Here is a 26,260-nt window from a genome sequence, read left to right as displayed (position 1 = left end):
ACGACTTCAGTTCTATCTAAACACTGCTGTAATGGAATCCACTGTGATCTGTCTCGGTTGCCAGAGAAGAGCCACATCACAAGGGACACGCAGACAGTAATGCCAATGGCTCTGTTGTAACCAGCTCATCAGTTGATGGTTCGCAAACCCACGATCTGCTAACACCATGACATCTGGATGCTGCCGCAATAACCAACGGGCCTGGCGCAATAGCGGTTGATATTCCTCAAAAGCGACAGCTGCACTCTTGTGCTCTAATACTTTCCACAACAACGGTACTGCTCTGCCACAGCAGACGACGGATAGATGAATCATGCAATATTCATTCCATAACACCGTTGTATCCATTGCCAGGTATAGACGATGAGATTGCCAGTTCTTAAGGGCTAGCAGGACTAGAGGTACATATAGCTTGTTAATATCAATGCGTTGATTGGCTATAAATCGTTGCCACCGACGCTCGACACTTTGGGCTTTTCTGGCTCGGCAGGGAACATAGGATTCCCAGGCAGATAAGCTTAAGCGTTCACTACAGATTAAGGCGCTTACCATCCAGCCCAGGGCAATGAGATGGCGCAAATCTCGATAATGGCTGTGTTGACGTAAAAAGGAAAACAGTTGACGATAAATTTGGGTGGGGCCTGACATTTGAATAACGCTGATTTGTGATTAAATCTAGCCTCACATGTCTCTCCACTCTTTTCTCATAAACTATGTAAATAAAGGCTTTGACCTACTTCTGTCAGGCAATCAGCATGCAAAGTTGGCTCATGAATTAAATCGATAGCATATCGTAAACTGAATATTTCAAGAAGTCTAATATAGGTGAAAATAATTGAATAACCTAGAATTTATAGAAACAAATTCTATAAAGACTGAGTATTTAGAAGAGTTATGACAATAACATTCATCAGCTATAACCATAAAAGCAAGACTATAGTGAAAGACTTAGCAGATGCTATTGAATCTCTCGGCCACACTATCTGGTTTGATCAGGAATTGAGTGGAGGCCAAGTTTGGTGGGATCAAATCCTCTTAAATATCAGGACGTGTGACTTATTTGTTTTTGTACTAACACCAGAATCACTACAATCAACTGCTTGTTTACGCGAGTATGACTATGCAAATCAACTGGGTAAGCCAATTTTACCGATTCTCGCAGCTGATGGAGTTTCCATTAATCTCTTGCCAACTACCTTATTGCAAATTCAAGCTATAGACTACCAACAAAAAGATCACAATGCTGCTTTAGCTTTAGCTAGAGCTCTTGCTAATCTTCCAGATTCTAAACCTCTGACTAACCCCCTACCTATACCTCCAGAAGTTCCAATCTCTTACATCGTAGACCTTGCTACAAAGATTGGTGCAACAATTCTAAGTTATGATGAACAAAAATCTATACTTGTCGATCTGAAAAGAAGTTTGAATGAGCCCGAACTTGAGAAGGATGTACATATCCTGTTAGAAAAATTTAGGAAAAGAATAGATATTTGTGCTGTTATTGCCGAAGAAATTGACAATATTGACAAAAAAATACAACCTTCTAATGATCTTTCAAATACTAGAAAATATCCACCATATTCAAATCATCACCTTAAAAAAATAACTTGGCGAACAAGGCAAGATAGTGCAATTGTCGGCAGTCTTGCAGGCTTTATTTATGGAGCAACAGTGACAAAATATTTAAATATCGATGTTATATATCCTCTAGCAGCGGGAGTATATATTGGTATTGTTTCTGGAGCAATTTCAGGTGTACTTATTGGTGTAAATCGCCGTTGTTTTGTATTTCTCTTTATTTCAATTATATTTTGGAGTCTATTTATAGGAGTGATTGACAATACTACAAGTCAATATATGTTGGTAAATCGTGCGCTTAATGGTCCCGTTATTGGAGCAATTTTGGGGGCAATATTAGTAAAAAGATCTTTGAATTAGACGAAATATTGTTGGATAAAAAAAGCTTTAAATCACACTGTTTAGCTCAACTTTAGTACTTAATAATGAGCCAAAGTAGATAGCTCCTACGTAAAATTTCAGTTCAGACTATGAGCGTGATTTAGTCATGCTCTTGGAGAATTATCTCTCTTGTAAATAAAACCAATCTAATATACTCTAGACGGCTAAGATATTAACTTCTTTAAAGGACTGAAACTTGAGTGATAGAAGGCTTGTTAGTTTCGCCTTGTGCTCTCCATTGCACTGGTCAAGGCACTGTTGAATGGCCCCTTTGAAGGCGGGAAAATCAGCATAATACTTTGAGTAGAGACCTTAGCGGATGACAACGAAGCTACAAAGCCTGTTTTATAAGGGATAGAGCAGAGAACCCTCTCTGAAAATAGAGGCGTTTATGGGGTTTAAGCGCAATCAGACTTTGCACCCAATCAGCCCACAATTCCATGGCATAAATCCATCGTTGCCCATATAATCCAAGACTAAATTCACTCTGCCGTTGAGTCGTATCTTTATGCTCTTTAATTCGTCCAGCATAAATATCCACTCCTAATTTTTTCATCCATTGCCCATGCAGCGTAGCTAAGGTATAAGCCATGGCAATCAACAAAACTAAGGCCAGAAATCGGGTGTCATTCACTTTCGTATCTTCTAAGTTATAACCTCCTGTCTTACAATCCTTGAAAAGTTGTTCAATTCCCCAGCGACAAGAATAAATGTCCAGTGCTTGTTTGAGACTCGGCAGATTGGTCAAGATATACCAAGGCTCTTTCGGCCCCTTATTTCTATATTTGCGTTTCCAATAGACAGCCAGATTAAATGGCCCTAAGCCATCTCCTTTGTTGCACAAAACACCTGTATAGAATTTAGACATTCCCGGTTTAAAGCCCAGCTGTTTGAGCACCTGATACTCTTGATGGACTTCCTCTTGAAAATGACCGTCTTTCTTCTGTCTTAAAGCAAAAGATACACCCTCAGACTCAAGCCAGTCAGCTAGTTTAGGGCTATGGAACTCTCGATCTCCCAGGACAAGAACCGGATAATTCTTAAACAGATGTAGCACTGTTTTTAAGAGCCGTTGTTGAGTGGCTAGATGACTATTACCCACATGCTCTAAAACTTCCCAATACAGGGGAAGAGCATGGGTTCCCCAAATGATACTCACCATGAATATATTGCGACCTTTCCATTGGGTTGGGCGTATTTAGCGGATCGGGGATGCCTTAGTTTTCGGAATGGTCACCTCTGGGAATAAGGAGTCAAACCGTTCATTGACCCAGGCAATTCTCAAGATCAGTAAATGGTTGAAACCATCCTCACTCCAGCGCATGCCAACTCCCTTAAAGCGCTGCTGAATCAACCACTTGCATGCACTTTCAACCATTCCTGACCCGAGAGGAATCTGTTGCTGTTCAAAGTGCCGATAACGGATGTGGTTATGATGGCGTTGGAAATAAGCCTGCACCTGGAGCAACGTTGAAAAAGACTTTCCCGTTAACAGTTGTGAGTGAATCAATATCGTCAAGGACCGTAATACAAGTAGGTGTTGCCCGTGTCGCAATTGGTGTCGCCAGTGCCGGAACCAGGCTTGGGCTTGAGCAGAGCGGGCATCTCCAAACATCGCTTTAGTTGCTCGTGCCAGATGGCCTGCTGAATGAAAAAAGTCGAGGACTGCCACAGCACAATGAGAGAACAAGGTGCGATAGACTCGCCAGAAGCCTCGTCCCCCATCACTGAGCCAGATGACTTTTGGAGCAGATTCAAAGTCTTGTTTGTGAGCTTCGAGTTGAAGTAAAGGGATGAACTGGTCGATATCGCCCAATACTGCCACCAGTCTTCGACGCAGTAATTGGGGGACCTCCTTTTTAGCTCGGGTAACCCGTGTTCCCAGGCGAGCTAAGATGGCGACTTTGACTTCTCGCCACTGGATTTTTCCCTTGGGTGAGTTCGGGGTGGGGCGAAAGGGGACCATCACACCATCGGCGGCAATGGCCAAAGGTAGAGCAGATAACATCTCTGAAATCGCTTCACAAGGGGCCTGAGTCCCTGATGATTGAGCGTTGAGTTGAGCTTCTAATTCCTGCTGAGCTTTGTTACCCACGGATTGCACCCAGTTCCACAAACTGGATGGACTCACGGATAGACCACTCCACTGACCCAGCATCCAACTGGCCAGTTCATAGGGCATGAACAGACTCAACAAGCAGCCCAGACGCACCAGTTCTTCGCTGCTGTGCTGATAGGGGGCAATCCCAATGGCTTGATCCAGGGGAGTCAACAGACTGCCTGGACATCCTTTGGGACAACGGCCCACCCGTCGCTTTCAAGAGATAGTGCCTACCAGTGTCTGCATCTGACGAGATTCCCATCCCTTCGAATGTAAGCGGGTTCCGCAGGTAGTACATACAGGCCATACAAATACTGCTTTCGCGCGCCTTGAGAGTTCATCCTCCAGAAGACAGCGAGCTAGAAACAAGCCCATTTGCAGAACGATATAAACCATCTGACTCAGGCTGGTTGATACGGGCGTATTTAGCGGATCGGGGATGCCTTAGTTTTCGGAATGGTCACCTCTGGGAATAAGGAGTCAAACCGTTCATTGACCCAGGCAATTCTCAAGATCAGTAAATGGTTGAAACCATCCTCACTCCAGCGCATGCCAACTCCCTTAAAGCGCTGCTGAATCAACCACTTGCATGCACTTTCAACCATTCCTGACCCGAGAGGAATCTGTTGCTGTTCAAAGTGCCGATAACGGATGTGGTTATGATGGCGTTGGAAATAAGCCTGCACCTGGAGCAACGTTGAAAAAGACTTTCCCGTTAACAGTTGTGAGTGAATCAATATCGTCAAGGACCGTAATACAAGTAGGTGTTGCCCGTGTCGCAATTGGTGTCGCCAGTGCCGGAACCAGGCTTGGGCTTGAGCAGAGCGGGCATCTCCAAACATCGCTTTAGTTGCTCGTGCCAGATGGCCTGCTGAATGAAAAAAGTCGAGGACTGCCACAGCACAATGAGAGAACAAGGTGCGATAGACTCGCCAGAAGCCTCGTCCCCCATCACTGAGCCAGATGACTTTTGGAGCAGATTCAAAGTCTTGTTTGTGAGCTTCGAGTTGAAGTAAAGGGATGAACTGGTCGATATCGCCCAATACTGCCACCAGTCTTCGACGCAGTAATTGGGGGACCTCCTTTTTAGCTCGGGTAACCCGTGTTCCCAGGCGAGCTAAGATGGCGACTTTGACTTCTCGCCACTGGATTTTTCCCTTGGGTGAGTTCGGGGTGGGGCGAAAGGGGACCATCACACCATCGGCGGCAATGGCCAAAGGTAGAGCAGATAACATCTCTGAAATCGCTTCACAAGGGGCCTGAGTCCCTGATGATTGAGCGTTGAGTTGAGCTTCTAATTCCTGCTGAGCTTTGTTACCCACGGATTGCACCCAGTTCCACAAACTGGATGGACTCACGGATAGACCACTCCACTGACCCAGCATCCAACTGGCCAGTTCATAGGGCATGAACAGACTCAACAAGCAGCCCAGACGCACCAGTTCTTCGCTGCTGTGCTGATAGGGGGCAATCCCAATGGCTTGATCCAGGGGAGTCAACAGACTGCCTGGACATCCTTTGGGACAACGGCCCACCCGTCGCTTTCAAGAGATAGTGCCTACCAGTGTCTGCATCTGACGAGATTCCCATCCCTTCGAATGTAAGCGGGTTCCGCAGGTAGTACATACAGGCCATACAAATACTGCTTTCGCGCGCCTTGAGAGTTCATCCTCCAGAAGACAGCGAGCTAGAAACAAGCCCATTTGCAGAACGATATAAACCATCTGACTCAGGCTGGTTGATACTTTGAGTGCTTCAGTTTGTTCTAGAAATTCGTCATGGGCTAGCACGGTTAGCAATTGCGATGGTAGGGTCATGATAGTTTTTTGGTTCGGGTACAGGATCTATTGTCCTTGACCCGTTTTTCTTTGAGCCATGCATCCCCGATCCTTTGCTTACGCCCGGTTGATACTTTGAGTGCTTCAGTTTGTTCTAGAAATTCGTCATGGGCTAGCACGGTTAGCAATTGCGATGGTAGGGTCATGATAGTTTTTTGGTTCGGGTACAGGATCTATTGTCCTTGACCCGTTTTTCTTTGAGCCATGCATCCCCGATCCTTTGCTTACGCCCCATTGGGTTCTATCTATCGCTATGATCCAATAGCCATATTTTCGATGTTTGAATTTCTTCAGCCGACGACGATGCTCCCGATTTAATCCTCGTCCTGTTTGCTCTTGTCGAATCCAATATTTAATCAGGGGGAACCACAAAACTTTGATGCTCAGTTGTGGCAATACTAAAAAGCGTTGCAAGTTACGTTTTCGACTGGGATATTGAATCGGTTGAGGAAAGACACTGGCCAATATGGAGAGTTTTACCTGGCGATGAGCCTGTATCAGTAACAACAGAAGTTGGAGGGTTAGATACTGACTTTCACTCAGATGTTTCTATGATGGATTGCAAAGCACTCAACAAGGTGCAAGCCTAAATACTAGGGATACATTTACTTCTCTGATTAGATATCAAGGAGTTCCATCATGAAGAAGAATACGAAAGAAAGATCTTACGTTGGGAAAGAAGTCTTCATTGGGATTGATGTACACAAGAAGACTTATACAGTTGTTGCTAGGGTCGAGGAGGAGGTCGTCAAGAAATGGACAACGAAAGCCTCTCCAAAATCATTAGCCCAACAACTCCTCAAATATTTTGATGGTGCCACGATCTATAGTGCTTATGAAGCTGGTTTTTCAGGTTTTGTGTTACATCGAGAACTTAAGGCGCATGGGATCCAGAACCTAGTAGTGCATGCCGCCGGGATTGAAGTTGCTATCAATAACCGGGTCAAAACAGATAAACGTGATGCACTTAAACTATCTTCGCTTTTGGAAGCAAAACGCTTAAAGGGAATTCGCATTCCCAGTGAGGAAGAAGAAGCACATCGATTATTGAGTCGGACCAGAAAACAGCTTGTTGAAGATTGCGCTGCGATAAAGAATAAAATCAGGATGAAGTTTCATCAATTTGGTTTAATTGATGCCGATGAAACTCGTGAAATGACTCATAAACTTGTCAAAGAAATTCTGGCTAATGCAACATCCAAAGAATTGATAATTGTGATTAATGCTTATTGGAATGTCTGGAAAAGTCTAGACGAAGAAATCAAAAAGATTGAGCAAGAACTCAAACAACAAGCCAAAGAAGATCCTAACGAAAAGACCTACCGATCTGCTCCAGGTGTTGGGCCACAGTCTGCTCGGGTATTATCGAATGAGTTGGGGGATATGTCTCAGTTTAAGAACGAACGCCAGTTATTTTCATACACAGGTCTGACCCCCAGTGAACATTCCAGTGGTGAAGCGATCCGTAGGGGACATATTACTCATCAGGGCAATGTTCAAGTCCGAAGTATCCTCATTGAGATCGCTTGGAGAGCCATTGAGAAAGACCAAGCTCTAGCTCAGTTTTTTAACCGACTTTTCCCAAGGACAGGAAAGAAGAAGGCCATTGTTGCTGTTGCTCGAAAACTAATTGGACGGATTCGGGCTACTTTTCAAAAGGGTGAGGAATACAAATTAGGATATCCAAATACCCCTTTGCAAATATCTTAAATAGCCCTATCACAAAGAAAAAATTCAACAGGAAGAAATAACTTACGGAAAGACAATATCGACAACTTTCCACTACTGTGACCCAGGTCCGAGCGATGTGAGCAGTATACTGACCACTTTCAGATGTATAGGGCACAGACCTTTTTCTATAACGAATGAGGAATATGTAGCGTAGTTACGACTATGACTTACGAATGACTGAATGTCGAGGAAGTCATTTCAATAAACTTTTCTTCCAAATTAGACTATTGGAGGTCATAGATTGCAAGGCTAGATATCTAAGTTGAACAGAATAGGTATTCCAATCAAATTTACCCATCTTTGTCATTATTTAGAGTTTGGGTTTAGTTTTTGTTGGAATTAAAAAGAATATTTTGACATTCCGGTTGACAATCCACATGACTGAGCACGGAGAGTAGTTTGGTATGATGCAGGGAACATTTTTTGAGATGGGAGTACAATCGTACTCCCTATTTTTTTGCCCTACTATTTTCTCAAGCTTCTGCCACGTATAGCCTACGGCGACCTTGTCCCTCGTTAAGGTTGAAAAAAGGGTTTGACTCCTTTGGAGAGGCCTATGTTCTGGGATTCGCAATGGGCAATGATCCAAATACCCATGGGTTTCATCTCGTGCTATTTCAATTTGTTGCTCGGTTTCTTTACCCTAGTCCTTATTGTTTAAGTCAAAGGGAGCTAGAAGAATTTAGTGTAGGAGTGGAACATGGGCGGCAAGTCCCGTTTAAGAGCTTGAATTATTCTAATTTTCAGTTTCTACAAGCTCATCAACTACCAGCCTTACGCAATATTTTGGGAATAGAGTGATAAACCTATGATCAAGGACCTATAGCGATCTGACGTGAGTTGTGAGAATTATATTCAACCTAAATGGATACTGGTAAAGATTTCAGCCTCTCTACATCTCACGATTGATTTCAGATTGCTATATCAAAGAACTAATGGGAGGATTGTTATGGTTCTATTCATTCTGCTGCTAGAAAAAAATGCTGAAAGTATTGCTGTCAAACTGAGCTTAAAAATAGTAGATTGATCATACTTGATAAGGTGTAGATAATGATTTTTACTGACCTGTATTTCTGGTATATAAATTGATCTAAATAAGTTTATAGAAGCCCTACAAGAGAGATCTTTTAGGGCTTGTTCATGGATCGTCTTGCACTCTCAAACCCTATCCACCAATCAATCTGAGTCTAATTAGTCCATCCACCCAATAAATCGTTAAGGCAACCATGAGTAGCGTTGCAATCCCACTATAGATAAGGCCATCTTTTTCATGGCTATTTAATAGTGCTTTAGCTAATGCTTCAACTTCCTCTCTATAACGTTGCGGCATAATTTCTCCTTGAAATCAAGAAAACATTGGGAATACTATTGAATATTCCCAATGTTTTCTTGTATGGCTTATACGTTGTGTAATTTTTCAAGGCTTTGATGAGAGAAATCTGTTGAATGCCCCAAAGAATTAATGATAGTCAGGTAGATCTCGGCGGCTTGAATCGCTGATGTTATGAAATATAAATAAAAAAGTATTTTTTTGATGACATTACCCCTATGGGTGGAAGTGAAATTAGGGTGAGCCCCCTGTTTTGCAGAGTTGACCTAACAGTTTTAAGTTTTATTTGCGAATTACGGTTAGACTCTCTTCTGTTTCTAGTATCTCTGTCGTTGTTGCTAGCTCAGCGGATTTAGGAGAGATACGATCGCTGAAGCCCTTAATGATGATGTATAGGATAGGAACAACAAATAGACTGAGGAAAGTGGCAATAAACATACCACCAAAGACGGCTGTTCCCAGGGATTGCCGACTGCCAGCCCCTGCGCCGGAGGCCACCACGAGAGGGAAAATACTGCTGAGGGTGGAAATGGCGGTCATTAAAATGGGGCGGAGCCGTTGTTGGGCTGCTTGCAGGGCAGCTTTTGGAATGGAAAGTCCTTCGTCCCGTAGCTGGTTGGCAAACTCAACGATCAGAATTGAGTTTTTACTCGCGAGACCAATCAACATCACGAGACCAATTTGGCAGTAAATATCGTTGGAAAAGCCTCGCAATGTTTGAGCCCCCAACGCCCCTAATACGGCAAGAGGAACCGAGAGCATGATGATGACTGGGTCCACATAGCTTTCGTACTGAGCTGCGAGAACCAGAAAGACGAGGATCAATCCCAAACTGAAGATAATCGTTGCTTGACCACCGGACTCGATTTCTTCGAGGGATATACCGGACCACTCAAAGCCTAGCCCTGGTGGGAGGACGTTGGCGGCGATGCCTTCCATGGCTTGCAGGGCTTGTCCAGAACTCACGCCTGCCTTTGCGGCTCCGTTAATCTCAATGGAACGGAATTGGTTGTAGTGATTAATGGTTTGGGCACCGGTTACCGACGTAATGGTGACTAAATTACTCAGGGGAATCATTTGGTCTGTGTCGGAGCGTACGTATAGCTTGCCAATATCATCGGGATTGGAACGAAACTGCTGATCGGCTTGAACATAGACCCGATAGGTCCGGCGACCTAGATTGAAATCGTTGACATACCGAGATCCTAGATAGATTTGCAGAGTATTGAAAATTTCGTCAACATCGACTTGTAAGGCTTTGGCTCGCTGACGATTGACTTCAACCTTGAGCTGGGGGGTATTGGCCCCGTAGGTGGTGAATGCTCCTTCGATGGCATCATTGCTGTTAGCAGCTCCCAAGACTGGACCTAGGCTGCTGACAAATTCATCCAGGCTCAAGTTTTCTGAACGGTCTTGTAGCTGAAAGGTAAAGCCGCCATAGCTCCCGAGTCCACGAATGGCAGGGGGGTTGATGGCTAAAATGCGCGCCTCGGGAATTTGGAACAATTGGCCGCGGACTCGGTTAATAATTTCTGGAGCGGATTGTTCGGAGCTGCGTCGTTCTGACCAGGGTTTGAGGGTGGTAAATACAATCCCTTTATTGGACGCATTGCCCCCAAAGCTGAATCCTCCCACTGCAAAGGTCGCCCGCACTTCTGGCAGGGGAAGCATGACCTCTTCGATCTTTTTCATCACGTCGCTGGTGTATTCCAGAGATACGCCATCGGGGGCACCGACAATGGTGAGGAAATACCCTTGGTCTTCTTCCGGTAGAAAGGCTGAAGGGACGGTGGTATAAATCCAGGCGGTAAAGGTTAACAGGGCGGCAAAAATAGCCAAGATGAAATATTTAAACCGATTCATCCAGTCCAAAATGTTGCTATAACTCTGACGCAGCCGATCCTGTTGACGATTGAACCAGTTAAATCCTGGTGCTAGCCAGTTGGGAATGCTGGGATTTTGACGGAGGAGTAGCCCGGATAGGGTGGGAGTTAGGGTGAGGGCGTTGAAGGTAGAGAGTGCGATCGCAAACGCAATCGTTAAGGCAAACTGTTGATACAACGCACCTGTTGTACCGGGGAAAAAGGCTACCGGCACAAATACCGCCATCAGGACGAGAGAGGTGGCAATAACTGCCCCCGTTAGCTCTTCCATGGCAACAATGGCAGCCTGTCGAGGTTCAATACCTTCATTCTGAATTTTGGCAGCGACATTTTCAACCACCACAATCGCATCATCCACCACCATGCCGGTGGCTAGGGTGAGGCCAAATAGGGTCAGGCTATTGATGGAAAAGCCAAACAGTTTCACAAACACAAATGTCCCGATCAGGGAAATGGGAATGGTGACGGCGGGAATAATGGTGGTGCGCCAATCTTGTAAAAAGACGAAGATCACCAGGACCACTAGGCCAATGGCTTGGATTAAGGTCCAGATCACTTCGGTGAGGGATTGCTCTACATAATCTGTGGTGTCAAAACCAATGTCATAGGTCATTCCAGGGGGAAAGTCTTCAGCCAAGGTTGCCATAGTTTCTTTGACGCCACGGGCAACACTTAGAGCGTTACTCCCAGGAATTTGGGAAATCCCCAGGCCGACCGCTTCTTTACCGCGAAACCGTAAGAATGAACCGTAATTTTCAGCCCCCAATTCAACTCGACCGACATCTTTGAGTTTGATCAGCCTACCGTCGGTTGAGTCCACGACTAACGCTTCAAATTCTTCGATGCTATTAAGTCGACTTTCGGCACGGATATCAATTTGGAATTGCTGACCTTTGGGGGCAGGCGGTTGACCAATTTGTCCCGCACCCACTTGAATATTTTGTTCTTGCAGAGCATCCACCACATCTTGCCCGGCCAGATTGCGCTTTGCTAGCCGCTCGGGGTCGAGCCATAGGCGCATGGCATATTTCCGTTCCCCGAAAATAGTGACATTGCCGACTCCATTGACTCGCTTCAGGGCATTGGTCAGATACAGGTCCGCATAGTTACTGAGGAAAATACTGTCATACTCGTCATCCTCGCTGAAGAGGCCAAAGCCCATGAGAATGCTGCTGGACTGCTTAGTTACCCGGACACCGGTCTGTTGGACCGCAGTTGGCAGCTGTGACTCCACGCTGGAGACACGATTCTGCACATCCACCGCAGCTAAATCTTGGTCACGATTATTTTCAAAGGTAGCGGTAATGGAGCTAGAACCGCTATTGCTGCTGCTTGAGGTCATGTAGCGCAGACCTTCGACCCCGTTAATCTCCCGCTCCAGAATGCTAGTGACGCCATCTTCGACGGTGGCGGCATCGGCACCAATAAAGTTGGCTTGAATACTGACCTGTTTCGGGCTGATATCTGGATATTGGGCAATGGGTAAGGTGGGGAGACAAACCAGACCCATCAGCAGAATGAGCAGAGCACAAACGGTCGTTAGAACGGGCCGCTTAATGAAAAAATTGACAAGCATAAGAGGGGGAGAGGACGGTTGCGAGGGGAGGGGCTAGGAATCAGCAGGCACGGCCAAGGAGAAAAGATGAATTGGAGAAAATATTGAATGAATCAATCACGGTGTAAACCAACCGGCAACCTATTGGGGCGGTTTGCCGGTTGGTTTGTCCGTCTCAAGGCGAAGCTCGGCACCATCTCTGACGGTTTGCAGGCCGGAAACAACGATAGTTTCACCGGATTGGATGCCATCCAACACTTGATATTCATTTCCCTGGATGCTGCCTAATTCAACGGGTTGCTGACGGGCCACCATGGCGGGCACTTGGCCCTCTGTCTGCTGCGGTTGATCGGCAATAAAGACAAAGGCTTTACCTCCCAAGCGGGTGATGGCTGTGGTGGGCACTAAAACACCAGGACGAGTTTGCCAAACGACGTTGGCTTCGACCCGTTGACCATCCCGTAATTTCCCTTTAGGGTTGGCGAAGCTGGCCTTGGCTAAGACAGATTGACTCTCGTTATTGACCGTAGGAGAAACAAAACTAATTCGTCCCTTGGCGAGCATTTGTTGCGATTGAGCTTGATTGAGTTCAACCGGTAGCCCTACCTCTAGCTGATCACGCTGCTCAATAGGAATATTGAGATTTAGCTCTAAGGTTTGATTTTGAATAACGGTCGTCAGGGTGTCACCGGCTTGTACGTAGGAACCCAACTTGATGGGAATATCCCCCACCATGCCAGCAATGGGGGCCGTGATGCGCGTATCTTGCACATCTTCTCGGGCCGACAAGGCACTGGCTTTAGCCTGATTCAGGCTGGCTCTAGATTGGGTTAAGTTGGCTTTAGCAGCAAGAATTTGCTCATCGACGGCTCTGAGGGCGGCTTGGGCGGAGGTGCGATCGCGGCGGACTTGATCCAATACTTGCTTAGCCAAGACTCCTTGCTTGACCAATGTTTGGGTGCGCTGAAACTCTGTATTTTGCAGGTCCAGTTCAGCGACGGCTCTGCCTCGATCGGCTTGGACGGCTCGAAGTTGGGCTTGAGCGTTACTGCTGGCGGCTGTGGCTACGTTGATATTAGCAACTGCTGCTCCAAAGTCTGCTTGAGACTTCTCTGGACTGAGTTGAACAATGGGTTGTCCAGGCGATACTCTCGACCCCGATGAGACAAAAATCTGAGTGACTCGCCCTTCTATTTCGGGTCGCAGTACCACTCCCTGTTTGGCTTCTAAGGTGCCTAAGAAGGCGGAGGTTTGTTTGACCGGACTGGTTTGGACAGTCTGGACTTTAACCAAAGTGGCTGGGGGACCTTGTGGACCAGTGGGTTGAGCCCCTTTGGGCCAAAACTGCCAGACGACTAGCCCCGTCCCGATGAGGGCGACACCTGCAATTAACCAATTCCGGCTGCTGCTTTGTTTTACAGGTTTGATGGTGGAGTTGAACGATTGTTCAACGGGTTCTTGTAGATTTGGTGTTTCAGATGTTTCCATAGGGGGACACTGTTGTGGCGGGACAGGAGGTGGAACTCTGACTTAGATTGAAATGCTTTCAAATTGAGGCACTCATTACCCAATTCTTGATCCACTGGAGAATATAAAAAGAATATAAAGTCCATTCTAGTGTGGATTATCTAGGATGTGGGTTAGCTGAATAACCTTCCCCTGGTTAATTTGAATGAGGTGGGCTAGGAGGGGTGTTTGGATCGGAACGGGTTGGGCTCAGTTGCTGTTGCACCCGTCGTCCAAATTCAGTCGGTAGTTTGGTGATGGCTTCTTGAATAAAGGCTTTGACGAATCGATCGCGGCGATGGAGCTGAAACTGGCGCTGGACAACTTCTGTCATGCCACCATCTCCCCACTCTTGATCGTTGCGAAAATATTCAATAAAGCTTTTGCCCGCGATCCGGGTTAAATAGGCGGCTCCCACGCTTTGAATGGTTTTACCGACCACAAATCCCACCACACTGAACTGCAAGGCCCGGGCAAAGAGTTCGATCGCGCCTTTAACAATGCCGAGACTCACCATGGTTTTAGCGAGGGAGAGGGCTAGATCCTTAGCCCGATTTAGGGTTAGATCGCAGCCATAAATCTTGGCGATTTCAATCACCATTTGAGTGTTGACGGCAGCGGTTGCCAGCAAATCAATCACTGGGACAGGGGTCACCCAAATAACGCCAGCGCCGATCCATTGAAACCGATCGACAATTTGGTCGGCCTGTTGTCGACGCTCTTGATCAATCTGTTGTCGGGCTTCTGCCCCTAAACGCTGGGACTGGAGCAGGATATTATCAGCGAATAAATCTTCTCCCTCTTGCCGCAGGATTCGGGAAATTCTTTGTATCAGTGCTTTTAGGTCTGGCTCTGGTTCTAAGGTCTCTCCAGAGGCTAAGCGAACGGGTTGGGGACGGGCTGCGATCGCAACCACGTCTTCCGGCTGAATCCAGTTCTGGACACGCTCATGCAGTCGTTCCTGAATCAGGTCTTGATCGGTTTGGGTATAGCAATCGGTTTTATTGAAAACTAGCAGAGACCGTTTACCCATCCGTCCCAACGCCCGTAGAGGCTGGTATTCAGACTGGGTTAAATCACCATCGACCACAAACAGCAGTAAATCGGCTTCCGTCGCTAACTTACGGGCAGCCTGTTCGCGATCGGTGCCGGCAACGCCCGGTTCTGATAGTCCGGGGGTATCTGTAATCAGCAATTCCTGATCAACATTGCGTAACTGGCAGCGAAAGGTTTGACCCACGGCCGTAGTGCCGATGGTTGCCCCGACTTCCCCCACCATTTGTCCCACAATTGCATTGACTAAGGAGGTCTTGCCCGCAGACCCTGTGCCAAAGACAACGATTTTGAGTGCCCGGCGGGTGAAGGTCTTCGCCATTTGCCGAGTTTCTTTCAGCAGGGCTTGGCGAGTCACTTCGTCTTGGATTTGCTGAATCTGCCGATGGACGGCGCGCAGATTGGAGGCAGCAGCATCAACTTTATCCGTGGGCACTTGGGGAGGACGCTTCTTCTTCGGCTTTTTCTTGCTCCGAAACTGCCAACCGTAATATAGAAAAGCTCCCATTAAGACTGCCATCAAAGCAATCAGGCAGAACACCAGTAAGTTGGCCAAAAAGGGAGATGTCAGGGCAACTTGCGTGTATAGCCATTGCAATGAGCTAATCAGCCAGAGCATCAGCCCCAAAATAATGGCGAGGCCTAACAGCAGAATGAAGAGGCGGGGCCAAGCCATGGTTTAGGGCAAATACTTAGTGATGCGTTTCAGCCCTGGAATGTCGAGGGACTGACGTCGCCAAACCCGGACCATCAGCCACAAGTTGCTGAGAAAATAGCCGGATGTAAATAAACTATTGAACAATAACTGCGAAATTCCCATACTCTGGGCGTTCTCTCCGCTAGTGATGGCAACACCAGAAGTGAGACATAGGGTTCCTATTAGCCATGCTAAGCCGATCAGGGTGGCCACTCGACTGACTTCTCGCTGCTTGCGATCGCTATCTCGTCGACTGAGGGTCCAGAGGGCTGGGACAACGCCAAAGACAGGGACCAAATAAATGAACAGAAAAAGACGCTTTAATGTTCTATTTTCTAAAACGTCGCGAGAGTCTTCCATAGCGTTAGCGCGGGCATGTTGATACCCCTATCCTAAAACATTGATGTTCAGCCCCTTGTCCCCGGGGGTGGTTGAGTGGGCTGAAGCCTAGCCCTAAATCTCAGGGGGTTAAAACCAAAAGGGGAGAGGAAGCGGCGAATTATTGCCAAATACTCCAAAGGTGATGGCAATGGCAACCAGGGCTAACGTATATAAACTCATCACCACCGAAATCCCCGTTGACCAGAGCCCAATTTTAGGTAAGAACGACAGCAGTAAGCCATTCCCTAGTAGTAAGGGAATGAGACAAAAGATTAATCCTAGTACTGTAGAGATGAGCAGCGGAAAGAGGCCTGTATTGCCGAGCTTGATCGGGCCAATGGCTGTGGTGTATAAGGCTAGACTGGCATATTTTCCTAACAAATATCCTGCGAGTCCACCGGATAGGATCTCAACAATTTTTCTCCAGGACATAAGATGTTTGCTCCACGATTATTTTGAGGATAGTTGGCTTAAGAACTCAAGATGGTGTGGTCTTTACCCCTGGGGGCTGCTCAATCTGAGCTAAATTCTGAGATAACCTCTTAGGTTAATCATCTGAAAGGCCAAACGCCACTAAGATAGCCTGTCTTGATTACAAGCGCTGTGATTACCATCAACAGGAGAGATGATTAATCTTTACTTTTTTAGTGTGTACCAAAAATCGTGAGAATTAAACAAATGATACAGAGCGAGGAGGTCTAATCGGCAATATCCATCCACATCAGTCCGATGAAACGCACCTTATCTTCAATTCAAACTAGGGGCGGGTCAAGGTTTTATTGTGTTCGTGGGGGCTTTCGTTTGGAGCGTTTGGGCTGCAATCTCTTTAATTTTGCCTTTGGCTTCTTGAGTAACAGCGATGTTCTCAGCCTGCTGAAATAATGATTGAGCGGTTTGTAAATCTCCCGCTTCGCCCCTAAGAATCCCTTTGCCAACGATGGCTTTTACGTCCTGGGGCTGTGCTGTCAGAATTGCATCATAAGTTGCTTCGGCTTTTTGCTTGTCTCCGGTTAATTCGTAGAGGTCTGCCAAGTTAAATTTCAGATCGAGATGGGTGGGCTTTTGAGCCACAATTCTCTCTAACAACGGCACCGCTTTTGCCAGTTGACCCACTTCTACATAATGGTCGTAGACAGAAATCAGGGAATCTAAATTATTCGGATCTCGGGTCAAGACGTTTTGGTGATCTTGGACCGTTCTTTGGGTGGCTTGAGCCTGTTGCGGTGGTTGGGTTGACCAGAGTGACGTCAGGGCAAATCCCACGGTTAAGAAGCCGATAACGCCAGCCGAAATAAGTCCCAGGGTAAAGCCGGGGCGTCGTGGGGTGGATACACCCTGATCGAGGGAGGTGCTTTGAGATAAACTCGTGGCCAAATCTTGCCCCGATTGGACTGAACGGGCTTTGCATAGTTCAGAGGTGACCCAAACTAGGCCATCGGCAGAGCCACTGGCCCGCAGAACGGGCGTGCCATCTATGCGCACAATCGGGATAGAGGAGTAAAACCGTCGATAGTTGGTGCGGGCATTCTCTAGGCGAATAATCAGGGGTTCTAGACATTTCTCAATTTGTAATTGGCCTAAGGGGCCTGCTTCTAAGCGATCGCATTGGGTGAAAATTAACCCCATGGGATACTGCAAGTTGTGATGCTTGATCAAAGATGCGATCGCAGTTACCAATTCGAGAATGTCTTTGACCGAATCCAGATAGGCCGGTTCGTGAATCAGCGCATAGGCATTAATAAAGACGCAGCAGCCCTGGGAACTCAACACCATCGATTGAAACTGACGGTTGTTCAGATCACAGATTTCTCCTGGCATATCCCACCAACGGAAGTTACAGAGGGTTTGGGTGCCCCAAAACCTTTGCTGTTTCAAGCTAAAGGTGAAGTCAGAGATCTTCATGGTGGGGGGTGGATAATGGCCCGTTTGAGCAATATAGTTTAATACCCCTTGGATATTTTCGTGAGCACCGTGCTCTTCACAGTCAAACCATAGTTTTGTTTGTCGATCTCCGTCATGGCTATGATTTGACTCGGTGTAGCTACCGACTAAAAAAACAGTTTTACCGACGCCACGTTCACCAATACTCAGTAAATTAATGGCTTTAGGAGTATCTCCAAATAATAAGCTCATTTTCTTAAATATTTAACGACTAGAGATTGAATGGGGAAATAGAAAGTTGAATTCAATGGAACGTCAACAGAAGCCTCAAGAGACTACTATCCGACGTTGATGGGATGAAAGAATAAGAGAGTGGCCTATAACAATGAGGAGCGGGTCTCTATTGGATAGAGTTGCCTCGATACTGCATGTCAGGTTTGAGGGCAGATTCTGCTGACGGGGCCGAGGCGGGCTGATCCAAATTGAGTTGGGATACTAGCTCTTGTCTGGCCTCTGGGGATAACTCAGTATCTTTATCCAAATGTTCAATTTGGAGTGCAGTTTGTAGACGCTTGATGGTGCGGTTGATCTCGCCATCCAGTAGACCTGTTAAAGCCTTAGCCGCTTTGACGAGCAGAAAGATCTCCGATGTACAGTTCGCTAAAATGACGTATCCTTCCTGGGCCTGGACCGAAATTTTCTCAATGCCTTGCCACTGCAATTCTTCGTGAGTACTTCTGGCGAGATACAGCATGGTGCCCGCAATAATCAAGGCGCTGTTTTCGCTAATACCAATGGGAGAAGTGATGGGCTGCCCGTCTATGGTCACTAAAAACGCGCTTTGAATCCCAATGGGCTTGGCAATTAATTCATAGAGAATTTGCTCAAGATAGTTCATTGGGGCCGGTTGAGGCTGGGCCGGTTGAGGCTGGGCTGATTGAGGTTGGGCTGGTTGAGGCTGGCGGGGTTGAACCGTCGTCCCTGGCTGATTCTTCCTCGGTTGAATAATGGTGTTTTGCTTGGAGAGGGATTGGGCTAGATCTACTTCAGGTATAGGAGTTGGGGGGGCTAGTCTGGACTGGCGTTCGCTTGCGGGTACAAAGATATTAAGCAACTCTTGCATCTGCAAAAACGTGCGGCTGTAGTTGCGAATATCATCGGGGATATCGACGCCAATTCTGGCAGGGGGATAACCGCGAATATCTGGAATAGAGATATTTTCTATAACCCCTTGACTGAGCTCTTCCTTATCAGAAATTGCCGTTGGCCCTCTCTGCAGACAAATATAAATACTGTTTAGATAATCATCCGTCAACGGTTCTGCGAGGTGATAGCCAATAAAATAGGGAACATGGCGACCGACATCATCCGTTGCATCGCCATATAACCACCCAAATAAAGTGTTGTTTGGATTGATCTGATAAAGGTAGGCGGCCCGGTAGTCAGCAGCCGGTGGATTATAAGAGTTCCAGCGTAAGTAGACCACTTGATGGACAAACGCATGTTGAATCTCTTGCGGGATTTGGGGACTCGATAAGTGCCTAAAACCGACGTTAGGAAAACTGGTGTAAACAAGTTGTCCAAGAGACTGCAACATGGTGGGTCCTAAGGATATAGACGCTTCACCTGTGATCCAAGGACTCAGGGGGCGATCCAATCGGATCACCTTATGAGATGAAACGTCACTCTCTCCACTATCCTGCCTTAAAACAGTATTTGTCACCAGCGTCTTAGTCATGTTGAACTCAATCTTATAAAGAAGTAATCATGCAACCGCAATGGCCAATTTACGCAGCTATGCAGCTCCAGCAGCGCCCCAGCTAAAACAATTTGAGAATGGATGCAATAAACGAAGACACGGAGCTAATGGGAATTAACCCCCCGAAGGCAAAGGTGGTGCGCTTGGCATCGTAGTTGGCTTGCTGAGACGTTCGACCGCTGCCGGAACTAAGAGATAAATTGTCGATTTCCGTCGTATTGGACGAAGACGACGAAATGATTTCTTGCTCAAAAAAGAGATAGGTCAACCCAAATCCAGCTGAAATCGTCTCCTGCTCTGGGTCGGATAATTCAATAAATAAGTCAGACGGTGGATCTGCTGTTGGCGGAGTGTTTTGTAACGGAGACATGATCTTTCTTCCTCATGATGGTTTATTAGTGGTTTAAAAACTTTTGATGTTCTCCAGGTTGAGATGCCAAGGTGGCCAAGTCTCCTTCCAAAAGCAGTTGACCTTTTTCCATTTGAATCAACCATTCTGCCCGTTTGATAGTGCTGGGGCGGTGGGAAATCATGATGGTGGTTTTGCCTTGGCGATAGGCTAATAACTTATCCAGTACTTCGGCTTCGCTTACCGGATCGAGGCCTGCCGTGGATTCATCCAAAATCAAGATGGGTGGATCGTTAACAATGGCTCGGGCAATGGCTAGCCGCTGCCGCTGTCCACCCGATAAGTTGGCACCAAACTCACCTAAAACCGTTTGGTAAGTATTGGGTAATTCGCTGATAAAGCTATCGGCATCCGCAATTTGGCAGGCCTTAACGATTTGCTCAAAGGAAACCTGTGGATTACCCAGATGGAAGTTCTCAATAATGGATCGACTCCAAAAATGAGGTTCTTGGGGGACAAATGAGACTTGCTGTCGGAGAGACTCAATGGATAAATCCTGTAAATTATAGGGACCCATTCTGACGGTTCCAGACTGAGTTTGGTAGAGACCGGCGATTACCTTGGCCAGGGTGCTTTTACCACAGCCGGATTTGCCAATAATGACGGTCACTTTCCCCCCAGGTAGTTTCAAGGAAAAATCATCCAGGAGAACGACTCGCCCGGCATGGTGAAAATTTAAATGGGAGCAGGTAATATCATGGTCTCCAGACAGCTGGGCAAACGGTTTGTTTGCTTCTCCTACGGATTCTGGCGTGGCATCGATGACCTCTAAAATACGGCCAATCGCCGTTTGAGCCCGAAAATATTCATCCGTGAGGCCGATGATTGTCGTCATTAAGGCCAGCATGTTGCCTTGCATGGTGTTGAAGGCTAATAACTGACCAATACTGAGTTCTTCCTTGATCACCAGTAGACTCCCCGTGGCTAAAAGGGCGACACTACCAATACTTGAAATCAACTGAGTAAAGGTACCGTTGAGGATACTCAGTTGAATCGTGCTGAAGGTGAGATTGGTGAGTCGGCCAAAGCGGGATTGGAACTCTTCCCAAAATTGGGGAGCTGCGTTGGTTGTTTTCAGGACTAGTGCACCCTTGAAGGTCTCAACTAAGACCCCTTGATTTTCTGAGGACAGAATCAGTAAATTGCGGGTTTTCTTCCGCAATATCGGCAGAAACGGTAAAGTCGCTATTGCCATGATGACGGCAATAGCGGCAGCGACTAGGGTTAAACTCGCGCTGTAAAACAGCATGAAGCCAATGGAAATAAAGGCAACAAAAACTTGACTGGGGACCCGAACAACGATTTGCGATATCAGTTGATTGACTTCGTTGATATCTCGCAAACGGCTGATAATCTCCCCGCTTCTGCGCGACTCATAGTAATTCAGCGGTAGCTGCAAGATTTTGCGACCAAATTCCAAAACCAAACCTAACTGCAGCCGCTGGCTGAAGTGAGCAATTAGGTTTGACTGCATGATTTGCAGGCTACTGCTGAACACTTGGGAAATGACAACTCCCACTACCACAACCGTCAGCAACTCCATATCCTGACGGACCAAGACATCATCGGTCAGAATCTGGATCAGAAACGGACTGGATAAGGCCAACAAGCCCAGCACAATATTGATCAGGAGGGCTTGGCTGAGAATATTGCGATAGGGCCAAATACGCCCAAGGAAGCGAGAAAATCCACCGGACTTCGCCTCATCTTCGCCTCGATCATGAAATCGATCGACATCAGGCTCTAGTAAAAGCATGATGCCATTCCAGGATTCGAGCAGCTCCTGTTTGGTGAGATACCGAATCCCAACGCCTGGATCGGCTACAACATACTTGCGACCGCGCTTCCCATAAAGAATGACCCAGTGATAGCCTTTCCAGTGGATGATGGCTGGCAATAGGATTTCCTGTAACCGATCAATCAAAGCTTCCGATGCTTTCACGGAACGGGCATTGAATCCTAATACCAATTTGTGTTTTGGGATGTAATTTAGATAGGATCTAATCCTATGTTCATTCCATAAGTATATGAGTCGAGTTAGTACAGTTAAACCGCATCTAACAGTGGATGAGGTGAAAGACAAAATTGCTACGGCTCCGACTGCCCGCTGTCAGCAAAAATGGATGATTATTTATAACGCCCTGGTAGATCCTCGCCCAGCTATCGAAATAGCCACGCATACTGCTACTAGTCTTCGAACGGTCCATCAGGTGATTTCCGCTTACAATCGCCTAGGAGCAGCAGCAATTGCTCCTAGGGCTAAACGGAAGAAGAATCCCGGTGCTTATCTGAGTATCGAAGAAGAGATTGAATTTTTAGAATCGTTTATTGAACGTGCTCAACAAGGTCATTTAACAACGGTTCAAGAGATCCAAACGGCCTTTGAGACTAAAGTGGAGACGTCAGTGGCACCCAGTACTATCTATCGTTTGCTAGACCGACACGGATGGCGCAAACTCATGCCTCGTCCGTCCCATCCCAATGGAAACAAAGCGGCACGAGAGGCTTTTAAAAAAACTTTCGGGGGCTGGTCCAAACCGCTGTAGCAGATCGCTCAGCTGAAGACCAACGTCCCATTGTGATCATGGCAGCAGACGAAGGGCGCTTTGGTCGTCTAGGGCAAGTAAGAAGAGCTTGGTGTGCTCCTGGAATTCGACCCGAAAGTGGGCAGCAGCTTGTCCGTGAATATCTCTATGGCTATGTTGCTGTTGCTCCTGCGTTAGGAAAGATGAGTGCTTTAGTCTTACCCTTTTCCAATACTCAGATGATGAACTTATTCCTAGCACAAGTGGCGGATGAATTTTCAGACTATTTTGTGGTGATGCAGGTCGATGGAGCGTCTTACCACACCGGAAAGAAGCTCGTCATTCCAGACAATATACGCTTGATTGTTCAGCCTCCTCGAAGTCCACAACTCAATGCTGTAGAGCATATCTGGGAGGAGGTGAAAGAAAAGCACTTCTACAATCAGGTTTTTGATTCTTTAGATGAGGTATCCGATACCTTGTGCAAGGGACTCAAAGAACTCATGGATTTACCCGATAGGCTGACTTCTATGACCAATTTTCCTCATATGAGAATTACGATTTAAAACGCAAATTGGTATAATGCTTCAGCTCCTCGTTTCAGACCTAAGAGGGTGGTGCCAAGTTGTCCGGTTCCCACGACTTCCCGACTACGGGTAATGCTAAGTAGACGGCCATAATACTTGCAGATTGAGGCTAGACAGGCAGCTCCACAGTCTTCTTCGCTCCATTGCTTGACGCACTGGTAGCTTTTTCGTGATTTGAGTAGCGGGTTGAGGAGCATTAAAGAGGGCATGGACAAAGTGCTTTTATCATTTGATCAAGCGATATGAGCAGATGAGAAAGATTAAAAGTTGGACATCAAGCGGGCTTTTTTCAACACAAATTGGAGAACGGTTTCTTGGCGTGACACAATATCTGCTCGACCCTCCATCCCAAATTGCAGGCGGCACCAGCGCTGTTGAGTGCCCATATATAAGGTGCGAGGTTGAACGGTGACCTCATAAAAGGCGGGACTGGTGCCAGCATCACTCATCGGAATGGCATCGGGCGACACATTTGTAACGGTTCCTTTTAAGGTGCCGTAATCGGTGTATGGGCAGGCTGACACTCTCATTTGGACCGTCTGTCCTGTTTTCACTTGGTTGATATCTTGGGCGCCGACCTTCGCCTTGATAATCAGAGGAGCATTGCGAGGGGCGATTTGGGCGATTGGGATTCCGGGCTGCACGACTTGTCCGGGATTTCGCAGATTCAGCTGTAAAACGGTGCCATCGATGGGCGCCCGAATTTGGGTGCCTTTGAGTTCATGATCGATCTGCTGCAGCTCTTTTTGAGTGTGTTGGAGCTGTTTCTGAGCTTCGATGCGGGTGCGCATCAGCTGTTCTTTTTGCTGATTGAGGCCCGCTAGGGTAACACCGCCTCTGGCTCGTTCCTGAGCAATTTGTTCTAGGGCTTGATCAATGGTGGCGTCTGTGGGATTGGTTGCGGCTTTAAGACGCTTAATCCTGGCGGATGCCGCTTTTAAAGAGGCTTCCTTCTCTTTGACCTGTAGCTTAGCAATAGCCCCTGATTCTTCTAGTTCTTTAAATCGGAGATACTCTTCGGACGCGAGGTGGTATCCGGCTTGGGCTTCTTCTAAGTCTGCTTCTGTACTGATTTTGAGGTTTTGATAGCGACGACGGTGGGACGTTAAGTTGGCTTCTGCGGCTGCAATGGAACGGCTGACTAACCGGGTTTCAGCAATAATTTGATTGTCTAAAGCTCTGAGTTGGGCATTGATCTGATATCTCTGAAGCGTAATGGATTGGATATCTCCTTGCAGTTGACTTTTTCGGTTTTGCAACCCTGAATCGTCTAGCTGCGCAAACAGATCGCCTTTTTTGACGATCTGGTTCTCCTCAACGCTGATATGGGTTATGGTGCCGTCCATCCCACTTTGGACAACACTCAGGCCACCTGCGGGCCGGATAGCTGCAGGCGCTTTGACGGTAATGCTGAATTTGAGAGTGGAAGAAATGGCGACAGCGGCACCGAATACCAGCACCAAAACCATTCCTCCCATGGAAACCCATGGGCTAATGGAGGGTAGAAATTCATCTTCCTGAACAAAGTGAAGTTGATCAGGTTGGAGGGTATTCATGGAATCTTATTGATCTTTCATGAAGGAGATTGATAAAGGGTGTTTGGTATAGAAAGGCTGGCTCATCTTTGATGCCTGTTATAATTAAGCCTTGAGAAGCTATATGCTCTCTGAATAGCTAGAACACTTGGATTGCAAGGTTCTAGCCACAAAGGGAAAGCAGGGTATATCCAAAAACCTCACTTGCACTGGGATGATTGAGATACCTGCCTTCCCGATTTTTTGTATTAATCAACTTGACCGAAGGCAAAGTTGAGCGCACTAGTGTTTATGGTTTGGTTGGTTCTAGTGATTGACCCAGATGCGCTAGCACCGTTGGGGCCAGCAGTAGCTATGCCACTCGCTTGATAGAGATTTAACTGAGAGAAGAAGGCTGTTTGATTTAGGTTGAACAATGTTGTTGTCCCACCTGCAACAATTTCCTGCTCGTTTTCAGATAGCTCTATAAATAACTCAGAAGATTTACCAGGCATAATGAGTGATTTGAACGTTGGGAAAAACTGGAATAGGGCTGGATAAAATTGTGATTCCATAATGAACTTGATAAAAGGTGTTCACTCAAAGAATTCATGCAATTTATACAGCCCTATTCGTGTGGTATTGAAACCTAAAACTCAGTCAAATGGATGACTATAGTACGTTGCCAAACTGAAAGTTAATGGCAGTGGTATGAAGTTCTTGGTTCGCACCAGCAATTTCACCAACCGCTGCAGATCCACCAGGGCCAGAAGCAGCGCCACCTGCAGCTCCAAGGACTTCAGTATTGGAGTTGAAGCTAGTTAGATTGGCGTTGATCAATGTGATTGAACCACCAGCAACGATTTCTTGCTGTTGATCAGATAATTCAGTAAATAATTCAGACATGATGTGACCTCACTTGCAATTAAGAGATTTTGGAATAGGGTGCAAGTACTACTGATACCAATTTGTGTTTTGGGATGTAATTTAGATAGGATCTAATCCTATGTTCATTCCATAAGTATATGAGTCGAGTTAGTACAGTTAAACCGCATCTAACAGTGGATGAGGTGAAAGACAAAATTGCTACGGCTCCGACTGCCCGCTGTCAGCAAAAATGGATGATTATTTATAACGCCCTGGTAGATCCTCGCCCAGCTATCGAAATAGCCACGCATACTGCTACTAGTCTTCGAACGGTCCATCAGGTGATTTCCGCTTACAATCGCCTAGGAGCAGCAGCAATTGCTCCTAGGGCTAAACGGAAGAAGAATCCCGGTGCTTATCTGAGTATCGAAGAAGAGATTGAATTTTTAGAATCGTTTATTGAACGTGCTCAACAAGGTCATTTAACAACGGTTCAAGAGATCCAAACGGCCTTTGAGACTAAAGTGGAGACGTCAGTGGCACCCAGTACTATCTATCGTTTGCTAGACCGACACGGATGGCGCAAACTCATGCCTCGTCCGTCCCATCCCAATGGAAACAAAGCGGCACGAGAGGCTTTTAAAAAAACTTTCGGGGGCTGGTCCAAACCGCTGTAGCAGATCG

22 protein-coding genes and 5 pseudogenes are annotated in these 26,260 nt (G+C 46.6%); 5 read left to right on the top strand and 22 right to left on the bottom strand.

Features of this window, described 5'->3' with window-relative positions:
• Window positions 1-12: 12 nt before the first annotated feature.
• The gene (locus I1H34_RS20435; RefSeq protein WP_249369437.1) at window positions 13-648 is read right to left on the bottom strand and encodes a transposase; all 636 of its coding nucleotides are present in this window, start codon (window positions 646-648) and stop codon (window positions 13-15) included.
• Between the two features lie 291 nt (window positions 649-939).
• Here I1H34_RS20435 and I1H34_RS20430 point away from each other — a divergent pair, with 291 nt between their 5' ends.
• Window positions 940-1,938, top strand: a complete 999-nt coding sequence (locus I1H34_RS20430; RefSeq protein ID WP_212662786.1) for a toll/interleukin-1 receptor domain-containing protein — start codon at window positions 940-942, stop codon at window positions 1,936-1,938.
• Between the two features lie 177 nt (window positions 1,939-2,115).
• Here the strand turns inward: I1H34_RS20430 and I1H34_RS20425 are convergent.
• From I1H34_RS20425 to I1H34_RS20390, 7 genes and pseudogenes are all read right to left on the bottom strand, one after another.
• A pseudogene (locus I1H34_RS20425) lies at window positions 2,116-2,268 on the bottom strand (IS630 family transposase); the annotation flags it as partial.
• 22 nt (window positions 2,269-2,290) lie between these two features.
• Window positions 2,291-3,148, bottom strand: a pseudogene (locus I1H34_RS20420) (IS4 family transposase); the annotation flags it as partial.
• A gap of 9 nt (window positions 3,149-3,157) precedes the next feature.
• A complete protein-coding gene (locus I1H34_RS20415; protein WP_249369245.1) occupies window positions 3,158-4,231 on the bottom strand; it encodes an ISKra4 family transposase in 1,074 nt (357 codons plus the stop codon).
• Between the two features lie 45 nt (window positions 4,232-4,276).
• Window positions 4,277-4,456, bottom strand: coding sequence for a hypothetical protein (locus I1H34_RS20410; RefSeq protein ID WP_212662785.1), 180 nt, complete (start codon window positions 4,454-4,456; stop codon window positions 4,277-4,279).
• Window positions 4,457-4,485: 29 nt separating this feature from the next.
• A pseudogene (locus tag I1H34_RS20405) lies at window positions 4,486-5,877 on the bottom strand (ISKra4 family transposase).
• Entirely contained in the window at window positions 5,874-6,044 is a 171-nt protein-coding gene (locus tag I1H34_RS20395) for a hypothetical protein (protein ID WP_212662784.1), read from the bottom strand. Before I1H34_RS20395 ends, I1H34_RS20405 begins: the two are co-directional and overlap by 4 nt.
• An 85-nt stretch (window positions 6,045-6,129) precedes the next feature.
• Window positions 6,130-6,441, bottom strand: a pseudogene (locus I1H34_RS20390) (IS4 family transposase); the annotation flags it as partial.
• 96 nt (window positions 6,442-6,537) lie between these two features.
• Between I1H34_RS20390 and I1H34_RS20385 the strand changes: the two are divergent.
• Window positions 6,538-7,608 (top strand): IS110 family RNA-guided transposase, encoded by a 1,071-nt coding sequence (locus I1H34_RS20385; RefSeq protein WP_212662783.1) that lies wholly within the window; start codon window positions 6,538-6,540, stop codon window positions 7,606-7,608.
• 1,186 nt (window positions 7,609-8,794) lie between these two features.
• Here I1H34_RS20385 and I1H34_RS20380 read toward each other — a convergent pair.
• From I1H34_RS20380 to I1H34_RS20335, 10 genes are all read right to left on the bottom strand, one after another.
• Window positions 8,795-8,959, bottom strand: coding sequence for a hypothetical protein (locus tag I1H34_RS20380; RefSeq protein ID WP_212662782.1), 165 nt, complete (start codon window positions 8,957-8,959; stop codon window positions 8,795-8,797).
• 282 nt (window positions 8,960-9,241) lie between these two features.
• Window positions 9,242-12,418 (bottom strand): efflux RND transporter permease subunit, encoded by a 3,177-nt coding sequence (locus I1H34_RS20375; protein ID WP_212662781.1) that lies wholly within the window; start codon window positions 12,416-12,418, stop codon window positions 9,242-9,244.
• Window positions 12,419-12,538: 120 nt separating this feature from the next.
• Complete coding sequence (locus I1H34_RS20370; protein ID WP_212662780.1) at window positions 12,539-13,885, bottom strand: efflux RND transporter periplasmic adaptor subunit; 1,347 nt, start codon at window positions 13,883-13,885, stop codon at window positions 12,539-12,541.
• 175 nt (window positions 13,886-14,060) lie between these two features.
• Complete coding sequence (locus I1H34_RS20365; protein ID WP_212662779.1) at window positions 14,061-15,632, bottom strand: YcjF family protein; 1,572 nt, start codon at window positions 15,630-15,632, stop codon at window positions 14,061-14,063.
• 3 nt (window positions 15,633-15,635) lie between these two features.
• Window positions 15,636-16,013, bottom strand: a complete 378-nt coding sequence (locus I1H34_RS20360; protein ID WP_212662778.1) for a hypothetical protein — start codon at window positions 16,011-16,013, stop codon at window positions 15,636-15,638.
• A 108-nt stretch (window positions 16,014-16,121) separates the two neighbouring features.
• Window positions 16,122-16,466, bottom strand: a complete 345-nt coding sequence (locus I1H34_RS20355; RefSeq protein ID WP_212662777.1) for a hypothetical protein — start codon at window positions 16,464-16,466, stop codon at window positions 16,122-16,124.
• Between the two features lie 336 nt (window positions 16,467-16,802).
• On the bottom strand, window positions 16,803-18,167 hold the full coding sequence (locus I1H34_RS20350) for a tetratricopeptide repeat protein (RefSeq protein ID WP_212662776.1): 1,365 nt from the start codon (window positions 18,165-18,167) through the stop codon (window positions 16,803-16,805).
• A 148-nt stretch (window positions 18,168-18,315) separates the two neighbouring features.
• Window positions 18,316-19,653 (bottom strand): roadblock/LC7 domain-containing protein, encoded by a 1,338-nt coding sequence (locus I1H34_RS20345; protein ID WP_212662775.1) that lies wholly within the window; start codon window positions 19,651-19,653, stop codon window positions 18,316-18,318.
• A gap of 82 nt (window positions 19,654-19,735) precedes the next feature.
• The gene (locus I1H34_RS20340; RefSeq protein ID WP_212662774.1) at window positions 19,736-20,044 is read right to left on the bottom strand and encodes a hypothetical protein; all 309 of its coding nucleotides are present in this window, start codon (window positions 20,042-20,044) and stop codon (window positions 19,736-19,738) included.
• Between the two features lie 25 nt (window positions 20,045-20,069).
• Window positions 20,070-22,088, bottom strand: coding sequence for a peptidase domain-containing ABC transporter (locus I1H34_RS20335; protein WP_315874893.1), 2,019 nt, complete (start codon window positions 22,086-22,088; stop codon window positions 20,070-20,072).
• Between the two features lie 22 nt (window positions 22,089-22,110).
• Between I1H34_RS20335 and I1H34_RS20330 the strand changes: the two genes are divergently transcribed.
• Both I1H34_RS20330 and I1H34_RS20325 read left to right on the top strand, forming a co-directional pair.
• Window positions 22,111-22,629: a helix-turn-helix domain-containing protein gene (locus tag I1H34_RS20330; RefSeq protein WP_212662770.1), complete on the top strand. Its 519-nt coding sequence runs from the start codon at window positions 22,111-22,113 to the stop codon at window positions 22,627-22,629.
• 38 nt (window positions 22,630-22,667) lie between these two features.
• Window positions 22,668-23,174, top strand: coding sequence for a transposase (locus tag I1H34_RS20325; RefSeq protein WP_212662769.1), 507 nt, complete (start codon window positions 22,668-22,670; stop codon window positions 23,172-23,174).
• Between the two features lie 14 nt (window positions 23,175-23,188).
• Here I1H34_RS20325 and I1H34_RS20320 read toward each other — a convergent pair.
• From I1H34_RS20320 to I1H34_RS20305, 4 genes and pseudogenes are all read right to left on the bottom strand, one after another.
• Window positions 23,189-23,404 (bottom strand): annotated as a pseudogene (locus I1H34_RS20320) (cysteine peptidase family C39 domain-containing protein); the annotation flags it as partial.
• A gap of 51 nt (window positions 23,405-23,455) precedes the next feature.
• Window positions 23,456-24,751 carry an HlyD family secretion protein gene (locus I1H34_RS20315; RefSeq protein ID WP_212662772.1) on the bottom strand — a complete coding sequence of 432 codons (1,296 nt, stop codon included), beginning with the start codon at window positions 24,749-24,751 and terminating at the stop codon, window positions 23,456-23,458.
• Between the two features lie 227 nt (window positions 24,752-24,978).
• Entirely contained in the window at window positions 24,979-25,284 is a 306-nt protein-coding gene (locus I1H34_RS20310) for a CTB family bacteriocin (protein WP_249369433.1), read from the bottom strand.
• A 97-nt stretch (window positions 25,285-25,381) separates the two neighbouring features.
• Window positions 25,382-25,615 (bottom strand): CTB family bacteriocin, encoded by a 234-nt coding sequence (locus tag I1H34_RS20305; RefSeq protein ID WP_212662771.1) that lies wholly within the window; start codon window positions 25,613-25,615, stop codon window positions 25,382-25,384.
• 119 nt (window positions 25,616-25,734) lie between these two features.
• On the opposite strand from I1H34_RS20305, the gene I1H34_RS20300 reads away from it, so the two are divergent.
• Entirely contained in the window at window positions 25,735-26,253 is a 519-nt protein-coding gene (locus tag I1H34_RS20300) for a helix-turn-helix domain-containing protein (protein ID WP_212662770.1), read from the top strand.
• The last annotated feature ends 7 nt before the right edge of the window (window positions 26,254-26,260 follow it).

Source organism: Acaryochloris marina S15 (genome assembly GCF_018336915.1).
Classification (GTDB): Bacteria; Cyanobacteriota; Cyanobacteriia; order Thermosynechococcales; family Thermosynechococcaceae; genus Acaryochloris; species Acaryochloris marina_A.
This window is presented reverse-complemented; position numbering and strand designations above follow the sequence as displayed.

Coding starts and splice junctions, on each gene's coding strand:
- I1H34_RS20375 (WP_212662781.1), bottom strand. CDS start 12,418: ATGCTTGTCAATTTTTTCATTAAGCGGCCCGTTCTAACGACCGTTTGT.
- I1H34_RS20340 (WP_212662774.1), bottom strand. CDS start 20,044: ATGTCTCCGTTACAAAACACTCCGCCAACAGCAGATCCACCGTCTGAC.
- I1H34_RS20345 (WP_212662775.1), bottom strand. CDS start 19,653: ATGACTAAGACGCTGGTGACAAATACTGTTTTAAGGCAGGATAGTGGA.
- I1H34_RS20350 (WP_212662776.1), bottom strand. CDS start 18,167: ATGAGCTTATTATTTGGAGATACTCCTAAAGCCATTAATTTACTGAGT.
- I1H34_RS20385 (WP_212662783.1), top strand. CDS start 6,538: ATGAAGAAGAATACGAAAGAAAGATCTTACGTTGGGAAAGAAGTCTTC.
- I1H34_RS20325 (WP_212662769.1), top strand. CDS start 22,668: ATGGCAGCAGACGAAGGGCGCTTTGGTCGTCTAGGGCAAGTAAGAAGA.
- I1H34_RS20370 (WP_212662780.1), bottom strand. CDS start 13,885: ATGGAAACATCTGAAACACCAAATCTACAAGAACCCGTTGAACAATCG.
- I1H34_RS20315 (WP_212662772.1), bottom strand. CDS start 24,751: ATGAATACCCTCCAACCTGATCAACTTCACTTTGTTCAGGAAGATGAA.
- I1H34_RS20435 (WP_249369437.1), bottom strand. CDS start 648: ATGTCAGGCCCCACCCAAATTTATCGTCAACTGTTTTCCTTTTTACGT.
- I1H34_RS20330 (WP_212662770.1), top strand. CDS start 22,111: ATGAGTCGAGTTAGTACAGTTAAACCGCATCTAACAGTGGATGAGGTG.
- I1H34_RS20380 (WP_212662782.1), bottom strand. CDS start 8,959: ATGCCGCAACGTTATAGAGAGGAAGTTGAAGCATTAGCTAAAGCACTA.
- I1H34_RS20410 (WP_212662785.1), bottom strand. CDS start 4,456: ATGGTTTATATCGTTCTGCAAATGGGCTTGTTTCTAGCTCGCTGTCTT.
- I1H34_RS20365 (WP_212662779.1), bottom strand. CDS start 15,632: ATGGCTTGGCCCCGCCTCTTCATTCTGCTGTTAGGCCTCGCCATTATT.
- I1H34_RS20310 (WP_249369433.1), bottom strand. CDS start 25,284: ATGGAATCACAATTTTATCCAGCCCTATTCCAGTTTTTCCCAACGTTC.
- I1H34_RS20305 (WP_212662771.1), bottom strand. CDS start 25,615: ATGTCTGAATTATTTACTGAATTATCTGATCAACAGCAAGAAATCGTT.
- I1H34_RS20395 (WP_212662784.1), bottom strand. CDS start 6,044: ATGACCCTACCATCGCAATTGCTAACCGTGCTAGCCCATGACGAATTT.
- I1H34_RS20355 (WP_212662777.1), bottom strand. CDS start 16,466: ATGTCCTGGAGAAAAATTGTTGAGATCCTATCCGGTGGACTCGCAGGA.
- I1H34_RS20300 (WP_212662770.1), top strand. CDS start 25,735: ATGAGTCGAGTTAGTACAGTTAAACCGCATCTAACAGTGGATGAGGTG.
- I1H34_RS20360 (WP_212662778.1), bottom strand. CDS start 16,013: ATGGAAGACTCTCGCGACGTTTTAGAAAATAGAACATTAAAGCGTCTT.